Raw genomic sequence first — 12,785 nt, forward strand, 5'->3', positions numbered from 1 at the left:
ACTATGAAGAAGATATTAACGATTGCTCTTCTGGCATTAAGCTTTAATGCCGCCCACGCCCAGATTTTTTCGGGTGAAAGGGTTTTGAATCAGCAAAACTTCGATCAGCAGCGATGGTCCTGGGGTTATTTCCTGGGCTTTAATAGTTACGATTTCAATTTTGATTATATAGATTATAATCCCAGTACAGTTACTGGACAGGATTTCAGAGTGGAAACAAGAATAGGTTTTAACGTTGGATTACTCGGAAATCTAAAACTCAGTCATAATTTAGACCTTCGTCTTGAGCCCGGAGTAAATTTTAACACCAGAGGATTTCAGGCGATAAAAGCAGATGCCGGCACATACAGAGAGATAAGTTCTACATATGTCCACATTCCTCTTCTTCTAAAATTCAGTGCTAACCGTTTGAACAACTTTAAACCCTTTGTTGTAGGGGGAGTTTCCACTTCAATAAACTTAAGTAGTAACGAAAATAATCCAGATGATAACAGTGCCGGCCAGTTTAGAATGACAACTAACTCCTATTATTATGAAGTTGGATTCGGTATAGACCTTTATCTATATTATTTCAAATTATCCCCTTCTATCAGAGGTGTTTTCGCCATTAATGACGAATTAATTAGAGATGCCGATCCCAACAGCCTTTATACAGGAAATGTAGACAAGATGTCTTCCCGGGCCATCTTTATAAACTTTACCTTCCAGTAGGAAGACGCCTTCTGAATTCACTCAAAATTATAGCAGTTGCTGTTGCCACGTTCAGGCTTTCCGTATCCTTATTTTTTCCGAATTGAGGAATATTGATACGATGAGTAAGAAGTTTTTCTATCTCTTCAGAAACCCCCTTAGCCTCATTTCCCATAACAATGAAGGCCGAATCGGGAAGATTGCATTCATATATATTATCACCATCCAGCATAGCTCCATATAGGGGAATTTCTCTGTTCTCTTTAAGAAAGTCTGGCAATTGCGTATAATTAACCTTAACTCGCGTAAGTGATCCCATACTGGCCTGAACAACCTTAGGGTTGTAACAATCTACCGTATCTTCAGAGCAAATCAGTGTTTCGCCCCCAAACCAGTCACAAAGTCGGATTATTGTACCCAGGTTGCCGGGATCTCTTACACCATCCAAAATCACCATAAGACCTTTTACTTCAATTTCATTTATTTTCGGAATTCGAAAAACAGCCAAAGCCTGCTGTGGAGTTTTAAGAAAGCTTAATTTTTTCAACTCTCTTTCATCAATTTTACTGACCAGCTTCTCTGAAACATCAAAATCAATTTCATTGGTAAACAATGAAACAAGATCAAAGTCTGAATTTAAAAATTCTTTGATGCCTTTTAATCCTTCCACCACAAATAGTTCATGCTTATTTCTGAACTTTTTTTGAGAAAGGCTTTTTATTAACTTAATCTGGTTTTTGCTAACCATCCAAAAAATGTATTTTTGAGCCACTAATCGCTACTGTTTGAAACGGCTTTTCGCAAAAATATTATTATTTTTTTTAACACTCGTTTTAATATTAAGCTGCAACGCCGTAAAAAGACTGGAGCCGAACGAAAATCTGCTTGTAGAAAATGAGATCTATAGCAATGCTCAGGAAGTTAAAGATTCCAGAGTATATAGCCAGTTATACCAGGAACCCAACACTAGCTTTTTAGGAATTCCCTTCAGACTTCATTTTTATAATCTTGCTAGACCTAATATTGACAGTATTCTCACTGTGAAATATCTCGAAAACGACCGGAAAAAAAATCGCTTAATAAATATTTTATCAAAAAAACAATTTGAGCGCTTCTTAAATTCAAGAAAGGAATTCAATCAATGGATCAGGCGAACCGGTGAAGCCCCGGTGATTGTAAATGAAGAGGAAACAAAAAAATCTGAGAACCGCTTAAAATCCTGGTACTGGAACAATGGTTGGTTTAATGTAGAAACAGATTATCAGATAATTCCGCTGGAAGAAAAAGAAAAAAGGGCTCGGGTAGAATACTATATCACCCCACATGACCCATATATGGTTGATTCCATTAAAACTTCAATATCTTCCCAACCCCTGGATTCTCTTTATCAGTTACATAAAAACAACTCAGAGATAAAACCTGGCGTTCAATACAATACGCTGGACTTCAACGATGAAAGGGACCGGCTTTCTCAGCTTTTCAGAAATAATGGAGTCTATAATTTTGATCAGGAATATATAAGCTTTGATGCTGATACAGTAAATACCGATCATAAGGTAAATACTACCCTGATTATAAAAAATCGCAGGAATAATATTGGTGACAGTATTTCCAGGGTTCCCTTCAAGATACATGAGATCAGTAAAGTTAACATCTTTACCGATTACACTTATGCAAACAGGAATCGCCCACTAACGGATAGTGCCAGACATGAAGGTTACACTCTCTACGGGTTTGATAAAATGCGTTACCGGCCAGAAGCAATAACCGATGCAGTATTTATAAAACCTGGTGAGATCTACAGCGATTTAAATAGAACCCGCACCTATAATAGACTTAACTCTCTTAGAATTTTCAAATACCCAAATATCCAGTTCACCCCGGATCCAGCTGACAGTACAGCAACAGATCTTGTAACCAATGTCTTTTTAACACCTCTGCCAAAGTATTCGCTCGGCTTTGATTTTGATATCTCCCAGAGTAATATTCAGGAATTCGGAATAGCTTTCGGGGGTTCATTACTTATCAGAAACATTTTCAGAGGCGCAGAGAATTTCGAAATTTCAGGCCGTGGCAGTGTTGGTTCTTCTACCGATGCCGCGGGGAATAGTGATGACAACCGGTTCTTTGATATTTCTGAAATTGGGGCCGACATGAAGCTCACCTTTCCCCGGATATTCCTTCCCTTTAACACTGAAAGGCTTATCCCAAAATACATGTCCCCGTTCAGCACCCTTAGCCTTGGGGTGAGCACACAGAACAATATAGGACTGGATAAACAGAATTTCTCCGGAATAATCAACTACCGCTGGACACCCTCTAAACAGCTCTCCAACAGGCTGGACCTCTTAAATATTCAATATGTCAAAAATTTGAATGTTGCCAATTATTTCAATGTTTACCGAAATTCATATGAAGAACTTAATGAAATAATACAGACCGGGAATGTTAATACAGAACAGGATTTTCTGGATGAAGAAGGAGAACTTATTATTCCGGAAGGAGCGGATGGTTTTATTGACGGGGTAAATGATAATGATGGCACCACTTCAGGGCTTACTGAAGATCAGAGGCAGAATATCATTAACATTAGAGAAAGAAAGAACAGGCTTACTGAGAATAACCTGATTTTTGCAAGTAATTACACCTATCTCTGGAATACCAAACAGAATCTTTATGACCAGGAATTTTCCAGGTTTCGTTTTAAAATAGAGACTGCAGGTAATTTTTTATCTGCCATTACCGGTGTAGCAGGAATGGATAAAAACGAAAATGGAAATTATGAGGTTCTGGGAGTAGCTTTTTCACAGTATGCCAAAACCGAAATTGATTTTATTAAACACTGGGATCTTGGCAGTGATAATATTTTAGCAGCCAGAGCTTTTGGCGGCGTAGCCATTCCTTACGGAAACGCAAACAGTATCCCCTTTGCCAGAAGTTTCTTTGCCGGCGGACCTAACGATAACAGGGCCTGGCAGGCTTACGATCTTGGTCCGGGAAGTAGCGGCGGAAGAAATGAGTTCAATGAAGCTAATATGAAACTGGCCTTTAATCTGGAGTACAGGTATAATCTGGTAGGTTCTCTTAACAGTGCATTTTTTATTGATGTTGGTAACATCTGGAATGTTGCCGACATTGTAGAGGATGAAGCCTCTACCTTTGAATCATTTTCAGATCTTAAAGATATTGCTGTAGGCTCGGGATTTGGACTTAGATATGACTTTAACTTTTTTGTTCTAAGGTTCGATATCGGCTTCAAAACTTACGACCCGGCAAAGCCTTTGGGCCACCGTTGGTTTAAGGACTACAACTTTAACCATGCGGTTTATAATGTAGGTATCAATTATCCTTTCTAAGCCAGTTTATTTTATTATTTTTGTAAGCCTAATCAAAAAAAATTATGAGTCATAACATTAAACCAGGCGTTGCCACAGGAAAAGAAGTTCAGGAAATATTCAATTATGCAAAAAAGAAGGGGTTTGCGCTCCCAGCCATAAATGTAATTGGTTCAAGCAGCATCAATGCCGTTCTGGAGACTGCGGCAGAACTCAATGCCCCTGTGATAATTCAGTTTTCTAACGGAGGTGCACAGTTTAATGCTGGAAAAGGACTTTCAAATGATGGAGAAAAGGCTGCAATTGCCGGAGGTGTTGCAGGCGCCAAACATGTTCATGAAATGGCAAAAGCTTACGGGGTGCCCGTAATTATGCATACCGACCATTGCGCGAAAAAATTACTTCCATGGATCGACGGATTACTGGATGCAAGCGAAAAACATTTCGAGCAATACGGAAAACCTCTTTACAGCTCGCACATGATTGACCTTTCTGAAGAATCCATTGAAGAGAACATGGATATCTGTAAAAAATATCTTCAGAGAATGTCAAAAATGGGAATGACGCTGGAAATTGAACTAGGAATTACCGGTGGTGAAGAAGACGGTGTAGACAATACAGATGTCGACTCATCAAAATTATACACTCAGCCAGAAGAAGTAGCTTACGCTTATGAAGAACTCAGCAAAGTAAGCGACCAGTTTACCATAGCTGCAGCTTTCGGAAATGTACATGGCGTATATAAACCTGGAAATGTAAAACTTACTCCTACTATCCTCAGGGATTCACAGAAATACATCACTAAAAAATATAATGTGGAGGAAAATCATATCGATTTTGTTTTCCACGGTGGAAGTGGCTCTACAGTTGAAGAGATTCGCGAGGGGATTAGCTACGGGGTTATCAAAATGAATATCGACACCGATCTTCAGTATGCATATCTTGAAGGTATTCGCGATTATATTATAGGTAAAAAAGATTATCTCGCTGCTCAAATAGGAAACCCTGAAGGTGAGGATGTGCCAAATAAAAAATATTATGATCCACGTAAATGGCTACGTGAAGGAGAATTAACTTTTAAAGCCCGTCTGAAAAAGGCTTTTGAAGATCTGAATAATGTAAACACACTTTAATAATAATATAAAACAGTCTTTCTCTTAAGAGAAAGACTGTTTTTTTTATTAGATGACGATTGGGAGATAAAAATTGAAAGCAAATGGCCTGGTTTAAAAGAACACAAAAAGGAATTCAAACCCCTACAGAACAGAAAAAAGACGTCCCTAAAGGTTTATGGTATAAATCTCCAACAGGTAAAATTGTTGATGCCGAGCAATTGGAAAGCAATTTCTATGTAAGTCCGGAGGATGGGTATCATGTTAGAATAGGGAGCAATGAATATTTCAAAATCCTTTTTGACGACAATAAATTCCAGGAGTTAGATAAAGGAATGACTGCCAAGGACCCTTTGGATTTTGAAGACACTAAAAAATATATCGATCGTCTTAAGGCCGCACAGGAAAAAACCGGATTGAAAGATGCGGTAAGAACGGCAGTTGGAAAATCAAAAGGAAAAGAACTGGTTATTGCCTGTATGGATTTTAAATTCATTGGAGGAAGTATGGGTTCTGTTGTTGGAGAAAAAATAGCCCGGGCTGCAGATTATGCGCTAAAAAATGATCTTCCCTTAATGATTATCTCCAAATCAGGTGGAGCGAGAATGCAGGAAGCGGCATTATCACTTATGCAACTTGCCAAAACCTCGGTCAAACTGGCCCAACTTGCAGACGCCAGGATCCCTTATATTTCTTTATGTACCGATCCCACCACAGGAGGAACTACGGCCTCTTTTGCGATGCTGGGAGATATAAATATCTCTGAACCGGGTGCTCTTATTGGTTTTGCAGGACCTCGAGTAGTAAAAGACACCACAGGAAAAGATCTTCCAAAAGATTTCCAAACCGCTGAATTCTTAAAAGAAAAGGGCTTCCTTGACTTTATCGTTAAACGCTCTGAACTTAAGAATAAGGTAAACCTGTATCTAGATCTTATTCAAAATCAACCGGTAAGAAAATAAATTTACGGTGAGAGTAGGTATTATTCAAATTAGTAGTATCTTTGCCGCCTGACAGAAAAACTGTCAATACATAAAAATCATTTAAATAATATTGGAATGTATTTAGCAAAAGAAAAGAAAGAAGAGATCTTCGCAAAGCACGGCAAAGGTAAGAACGATACCGGGTCAGCTGAAGGGCAGATCGCATTGTTCACTTACAGAATTGCGCACTTATCTGAGCATCTTAAAAAGAATCGTAAAGACTTTAACTCTGAGCGTTCACTTGTTAGACTGGTTGGAAAAAGAAGAAGTCTTTTAGACTATCTGATGAAAAAGGATATCATGAGGTACCGTGCCATTGTAAAAGAACTTGGATTAAGAAAATAATTTTCAGGGGGCTATATGCCCCCTTTTTTTATATATTTAGTTTACCTTTTAAGGTGATTTTTCCATTATTTTCTGCATTGCAGAATAAAATTGTCATCCGTCAAGACGGATAGTTTTTCATTGGTCCTACAAACAACTACACACAACACACAACCCGGCCGTCCGGATGGCGGAGACCATTGTTTAACTAAATAAGATCTGGTTGAAGTTATTCAGATCAAGAATTCAAAATTATTATGATTCCAAAAACTTTTAAAGAGGTTATCGATCTAGGTGATGGCAGAACCATCTCCCTCGAAACCGGAAAATTAGCAAAACAGGCTCACGGGTCGGTTGTTGTTCAAATGGGTAACGCTATGTTACTTTGTACAGTTGTATCTTCTTACACTCCCACCACAATGGATTTCTTTCCATTGACGTTGGATTACCGTGAAAAATTTGCTGCTGCAGGTCTTTTCCCTGGAGGTTACTTCAAAAGAGAAGCAAGACCAAGTAGTGAAGAAATTTTAGTAATGCGTTTAGTAGACCGTGTTCTTCGTCCACTATTTCCAAAAGACTACAAATTTGAAACACAGGTTATGATTCAGTTAATGTCTCATGACGATAATGTTATGCCAGACGCATTAGCAGGACTTGCAGCATCTGCTGCTATCCAATTATCTGACATCCCTTTTGAAACACCAATTTCTGAAGCAAGAGTCGCCAGAATCAATGGTGAATTTGTTCTGAACCCAAGCCGTGAAGCTTTGAAAGAGGCCGATATGGATATAATGGTTGGTGCTTCTGCCGATTCGGTAATGATGGTTGAAGGACAAATGGACGAATGTTCAGAAGAAGAAATGGCTGAAGCGATCAAATTTGCACATGAAGCTATTAAGGTTCAGTGTGAAGCACAGGTAAGACTGGCTGAAGCCTTTGGCAAAAAAGAAACACGTGAGTATGAAGTAGCAGAAACCGATGAGGATATTGAAAAGAAAATCCTTGATGCTACTTACCAGAAAGCTTACGATATCGCGAAAAGCGGAACAAGTAAAAAAGAAAGAACCGAAGCTTTTTCTGAACTAAAAGAAGAAGTTAAAGCTATGTTCTCTGAAGAGGAATTGGAAGAGAAAGGAAAAATGATCTCAGGATATTTCGCCGATGCTCAGAAAAAAGCAGTTCGTGATCTAACCCTTAAAGAAGGCATCAGACTTGACGGTAGAAAGACTGACGAAATCCGTCCAATCTGGTGTGAAGTAGATTATCTTCCATCAACACATGGTTCAGCTATTTTCACCAGAGGTGAAACTCAGGCTTTGGCTACGGTTACTTTAGGTACTTCCAGAGAAGCAAACCAGGTAGACCTTCCAACCCAACAAGGAGAAGAAACATTTTACTTACATTATAACTTCCCTCCTTTCTCAACCGGTGAAGCTTACCCAATTAGAGGTACTTCAAGACGTGAGATAGGGCACGGAAACCTTGCACAGCGTGCTTTAAAAGGTATGATCCCAGCTGATTGTCCATATACTGTTCGTGTAGTATCTGAAGTTTTAGAATCTAACGGTTCTTCTTCTATGGCTACCGTGTGTGCAGGAACAATGTCATTAATGGATGCTGGTGTTCAACTTAAGAAGCCGGTTTCTGGTATTGCCATGGGATTAATTTCTGATGGTGAAAACTATGCGGTACTTTCCGATATTCTTGGTGATGAAGATCACCTTGGTGATATGGACTTTAAAGTTACAGGAACTGAAGATGGTATCACAGCTTGCCAGATGGACATTAAGATCAAAGGTCTTTCTTATGAGATTCTTGTTAATGCATTAAAACAAGCAAGAGCCGGAAGACTTCACATTCTTGAGAAATTAACTGAAACTATTCCTGCTCCAAACGAAAATGTTAAAGCACATTCTCCTAAGATTATCACCCGGAGAATACCAAACGAATTCATTGGTGCATTGATTGGACCTGGTGGTAAAGTAATCCAGGAACTTCAAAAGGAGACCAAAACAGAGATCGTGATCAATGAAGATCCGGTAACTGAAGAAGGAATCGTTGAAATTCTTGGAACTCAGCAGGAAGGAATTGATAAAGTTCTTGCGAAGATAGAATCTATTACTTTCAAGCCTGTAAAAGGAAGTATTTATGAGGTTAAGGTAATCAAGATACTTGATTTTGGTGCTGTAGTAGAATATGTTGATGCACCAGGCAACGAAGTACTTCTTCATATTTCAGAACTTGCATGGGAACGCACCAATAATGTAACTGATGTAGTTAATCTTGGGGACGTTATCGATGTAAAGTATTTTGGTATAGATCCTAAAACCCGTAAGGAAAAGGTTTCCAGGAAAGCTTTATTACCAAGACCGGAAAGAAATGAGAATCGCGACCGCGATAATCGAAGTTCCGACAGAAATAAAGATAACCGAAACCGTGATGACAGAAACCGCGGGGATAAACACAGAGATTAAATTCAATTTCTATAGATTTATAAAAAGGGTCGCAATATTGCGACCCTTTTTTAATGAAAATTACCTAAAATTTGCTGTAGGGAATAAATTTTTGTTCGACTAATAGTGCGCGGAAGAAAATTAAAAGCTTTGAAGACCTATAAAACACTGGAGTTTTCAATTATCTTAAAAAAGATTAATGATTTTGTAACATTTTCACCGCTTCTTACGTATAAACAAATACAAGGAGCTATGCACCATTAAAATCCAAGTAGAAGATAGATGAGACAACTGAAAATTACGAAGCAGGTAACCAATCGTGAGACCGCTTCGTTAGACAAGTATTTGCAAGAAATTGGAAAAGTAGACCTGATCACCGCTGATGAAGAGGTAGAACTGGCACAAAGGATCAAGGCCGGTGATAACCGTGCATTAGAGAAACTTACAAAAGCAAACCTTCGTTTTGTGGTTTCGGTAGCAAAACAATACCAGAATCAGGGATTAACCCTTCCTGATCTTATTAATGAAGGTAATTTAGGTTTGATCAAAGCGGCAAAACGTTTTGATGAAACCCGTGGTTTTAAATTTATATCATATGCCGTGTGGTGGATTCGTCAGTCTATCCTACAGGCATTGGCAGAACAATCCAGGATTGTTCGTTTACCATTGAACAAGATTGGTTCAATAAATAAGATAAATAAGACTTTCGCTTTTTTAGAGCAGTCACATGAGCGTCCGCCAAGTGCTGAAGAAATTGCGAAAGAGCTTGATATGACTATCAATGACGTTAAGGAATCCATGAAAAATTCCGGGCGTCACGTATCTATGGATGCTCCACTTGTAGAAGGAGAAGATTCTAACCTTTACGATGTTTTACGTTCAGGGGAATCTCCAAATCCGGATAAGGAACTATTACACGAATCTCTGAGAACAGAAATAGAGCGCGCACTGGAAACTTTAACACCTCGTGAAGCTGATGTTATTAGGCTGTATTTTGGTCTTGGAGATCAACATCCTATGACTTTAGAAGAGATTGGCGAGACTTTTGATCTAACTAGAGAAAGAGTAAGACAAATTAAAGAAAAAGCCATTAGAAGGTTAAAACATACGTCTAGAAGTAAAATTTTAAAAACGTATCTTGGCTAAAAATATTTAAAGCAACAACAGTTTAGTGACGGCGTGATGAACCGTCATGAAAATAACTGTTCGTTTTTTGATTGATGAATGACCCCGGAGTGATGACCGGGGTTTTTTCTTTTCAAAATCTTAACATTTTTCAACCTATTTTTACGTAATTTCATGGAAATGATAACTGCTTTGGCCCCAAACTAAGCCTTAATTCCACAATCATGCGCTATGCAATTAGTTATGTAAGCTCTGCCAAAAATAATATTTCAGAAAAAGAAGTTGAGGAGATTTTAGACAGTGCTGAGGAATATAACAACACTGGAGATATTACCGGCCTCCTGTTATTTTCCGAAGGAAATTTTTTTCAGGTCATAGAAGGTGAAGAAAAAAAAGTAAGAGAACTTTTTGAAGACATTAAAAATGATGAAAGGCACACCAACATTATAAAGCTGTTTGAAAAACCTATTCATAAACCGGCTTTTGATGGCTACCGAAGTGATTATGTTACTGAGAACACCAAATTCAATTCTGCTAAACTCAGGGATTACCATCGTCATGTGGAAGTCCTTGATACAAAAACTCAACAGGCCGTAGAAAATGTTCTGAGGGCTTTTATATATTAAAGCTTAGATAACTCTATTTTCTTTCTATTTTTGCAGAAATCATAGCAACACAATAATGAAAGATACATTGATCGCTCCTTCCATGCTGGCTTCCGATTTTGGTAATCTTCAGCGAGATACAGAAATGGTTAATAATAGTGAAGCCGACTGGTTTCATATAGATATCATGGACGGAGTTTTTGTGCCGAATATTTCCTATGGAATGCCTGTTTTAAAAGCTATTACCAAACATGCAAAAAAGAAGATCGATGTTCACCTCATGATAATTGATCCTGACAGATACATTAAAGATTTTGCTCAATTAGGCGCAGATATTCTTACCGTTCACTATGAGGCATGTACACATTTGCACCGAACTCTACAAGCCATAAAAGCTGAAGGGATGAAGGCAGGTGTGGCTATAAACCCACATACCAGTGTAGACTTATTGAAAGATATCATCAATGATATCGACGTAGTACTTATAATGAGTGTAAATCCCGGATTTGGAGGCCAAAGCTTTATTGACAAAACTTATAACAAGATCCAGCGATTAAAAGAGATCATTACAATGCATAATGCTGATACACTTATCGAGATTGACGGGGGTGTTACCGATAAAAATGCGGCAGAACTTTCAAAGGCTGGAGCCGATGTACTGGTAGCAGGAAGTTTTGTGTTTAAAGCTGAAGACCAGCCCCAAACCATTAAAAATTTAAAACAGCTTGCAAATTCCTGAAAACAAATATGAAGTTGTAATAATTGGCGGCGGACCCATTGGTATTGCCTGCGCTCTGGAAGCTGAAAAGAAGAAGCTTTCGTATATAATTCTTGAAAAGGGTTGTCTGGTGAATTCACTCTACCACTACCCTACCAATATGACCTTTTTTTCAACTTCTGAAAAACTGGAACTCGACAATATCCCTTTTATTAGCAACAACCCTAAACCTGGCAAAAGAGAGGCCCTGGAATATTACAGAAGGATTGCGACGTCGAATAACATTAACATCAAGTTATTTGAAAAAGTTACTTCCGTAAAGACACATGCTGATAAAACTCACACCGTCACCACAACCAAGGGTGATTATTCAGCTGAAAATGTGATCGTTGCCACAGGCTTTTATGACATTCCAAATTATCTAGGCGTACCCGGGGAGGATCTACCAAAAGTTTCACATTATTACAACGATCCGCATTACTATGCCACACAAAAAACACTGGTAGTTGGTGCCAGCAATTCTGCCGTAGATGCTGCTTTGGAGATTTATCGCAAAGGAGGGGATGTGACTATGATCGTTAGAAAACCCGAAATTGGCAAAAGGGTAAAATACTGGGTAAGACCGGATATTATCAACAGAATTGAAGAAGGTAGCATAAAGGCATATTTTAATTCGAACCTCAAGGAGATCAAAGAAAATGAGGTAGTTATAGACACCCCTGAAGGAGAAGATATCCTGGAGAATGATTTTGTACTTCTTCTTACCGGTTACCGCCCCAATTTTGGATTCCTACAGGATATAGGTATAAAATTATCTACAGACGGCCGTAAGATTCCACAGTATAATGAGGAAACTATGGAAACCAACATCCCCGGTATCTTTTTAGCCGGTGTGATCTGTGGAGGTGTGGAAACGCATAAGTGGTTTATCGAAAACTCCCGGATACATGCCAAAATGATCATGGAACACCTTAGTAAGAAAGAAAAAGAGGCCTTTAATTAATATAAATAAAAAAGCAATTTTAAAAGATTTTAAAATTGCTTTTTTGATTAAAATAATATGTCTATTTATTCAAAAACGACTACAGAAGTAAAACCTATACCCTTTCGTCTTCCTACCAGTTTTCCATAGAATTCCAGATCTTCAGTATTGTTCCGAAAAGAATGATCTACTTTTTTTCCAATATCCTCTAAAGGAAAAGTGTAAATCTTAATTTCAGGGTAACCATCAAATTTTTCAGTTTCATTGATACCTACTTCAATGGTGTTGTCCTTTTTATTGTATACTACAAACTCCGCAAGAAAATTATGTCTTATGAGATCGATACAATCCTGTGATAATTCCCTGCATTCCTCACATTCAGAAATGTAAACTTTCACTAGTTCCTGTAAAGAACTCCTTAGTTGATTTGTATTATAATATGCTGCCATAGGTGTTAG

At 38.2% G+C, this 12,785-nt stretch carries 12 protein-coding genes; 10 read left to right on the plus strand and 2 right to left on the minus strand.

The features are described from left to right. Positions 1-3 precede the first annotated feature (3 nt). The gene (porT, locus tag LU635_RS11060) at positions 4-711 is read left to right on the plus strand and encodes a type IX secretion/gliding motility protein PorT/SprT (RefSeq protein ID WP_240099163.1); all 708 of its coding nucleotides are present in this window, start codon (positions 4-6) and stop codon (positions 709-711) included. Here porT and LU635_RS11065 read toward each other — a convergent pair. Continuing rightward, positions 698-1,438, minus strand: a complete 741-nt coding sequence (locus LU635_RS11065) for a TrmH family RNA methyltransferase (protein ID WP_240099164.1) — start codon at positions 1,436-1,438, stop codon at positions 698-700. The two genes, porT and LU635_RS11065, sit on opposite strands and share 14 nt — an antisense overlap. Positions 1,439-1,475: 37 nt before the next feature. Between LU635_RS11065 and tamL the strand changes: the two genes are divergently transcribed. The 9 genes from tamL (at position 1,476) to LU635_RS11110 (ending at position 12,348) form a co-directional block, all read left to right on the plus strand. Then, a complete protein-coding gene (gene tamL / locus LU635_RS11070; RefSeq protein WP_240099165.1) occupies positions 1,476-4,046 on the plus strand; it encodes a translocation and assembly module lipoprotein TamL in 2,571 nt (856 codons plus the stop codon). A 44-nt stretch (positions 4,047-4,090) separates the two neighbouring features. After that, entirely contained in the window at positions 4,091-5,158 is a 1,068-nt protein-coding gene (fbaA, locus tag LU635_RS11075; RefSeq protein WP_240099168.1) for a class II fructose-bisphosphate aldolase, read from the plus strand. 83 nt (positions 5,159-5,241) lie between these two features. Continuing rightward, positions 5,242-6,099: an acetyl-CoA carboxylase, carboxyltransferase subunit beta gene (gene accD / locus LU635_RS11080; protein ID WP_240099170.1), complete on the plus strand. Its 858-nt coding sequence runs from the start codon at positions 5,242-5,244 to the stop codon at positions 6,097-6,099. A gap of 96 nt (positions 6,100-6,195) precedes the next feature. Beyond that, entirely contained in the window at positions 6,196-6,465 is a 270-nt protein-coding gene (rpsO, locus tag LU635_RS11085; protein ID WP_240099172.1) for a 30S ribosomal protein S15, read from the plus strand. Positions 6,466-6,701: 236 nt separating this feature from the next. After that, the gene (locus LU635_RS11090; protein ID WP_240099174.1) at positions 6,702-8,918 is read left to right on the plus strand and encodes a polyribonucleotide nucleotidyltransferase; all 2,217 of its coding nucleotides are present in this window, start codon (positions 6,702-6,704) and stop codon (positions 8,916-8,918) included. 261 nt (positions 8,919-9,179) lie between these two features. Further along, on the plus strand, positions 9,180-10,043 hold the full coding sequence (locus tag LU635_RS11095) for a sigma-70 family RNA polymerase sigma factor (protein WP_072552879.1): 864 nt from the start codon (positions 9,180-9,182) through the stop codon (positions 10,041-10,043). A 203-nt stretch (positions 10,044-10,246) separates the two neighbouring features. After that, a complete protein-coding gene (locus LU635_RS11100; RefSeq protein WP_240099176.1) occupies positions 10,247-10,648 on the plus strand; it encodes a BLUF domain-containing protein in 402 nt (133 codons plus the stop codon). 55 nt (positions 10,649-10,703) lie between these two features. Then, a complete protein-coding gene (gene rpe, locus LU635_RS11105) occupies positions 10,704-11,366 on the plus strand; it encodes a ribulose-phosphate 3-epimerase (RefSeq protein WP_240099178.1) in 663 nt (220 codons plus the stop codon). Further along, positions 11,353-12,348 (plus strand): YpdA family putative bacillithiol disulfide reductase, encoded by a 996-nt coding sequence (locus tag LU635_RS11110; RefSeq protein ID WP_240099180.1) that lies wholly within the window; start codon positions 11,353-11,355, stop codon positions 12,346-12,348. The genes rpe and LU635_RS11110 overlap by 14 nt, the downstream gene beginning before the upstream one ends. Positions 12,349-12,413: 65 nt before the next feature. Here the strand turns inward: LU635_RS11110 and LU635_RS11115 are convergent, their stop codons facing one another. After that, complete coding sequence (locus LU635_RS11115; protein ID WP_240099182.1) at positions 12,414-12,776, minus strand: hypothetical protein; 363 nt, start codon at positions 12,774-12,776, stop codon at positions 12,414-12,416. Between the last annotated feature and the right edge of the window lie 9 nt (positions 12,777-12,785).

This window comes from Christiangramia crocea, assembly GCF_022410465.1.
Taxonomy (GTDB): domain Bacteria; phylum Bacteroidota; class Bacteroidia; order Flavobacteriales; family Flavobacteriaceae; genus Christiangramia; species Christiangramia crocea.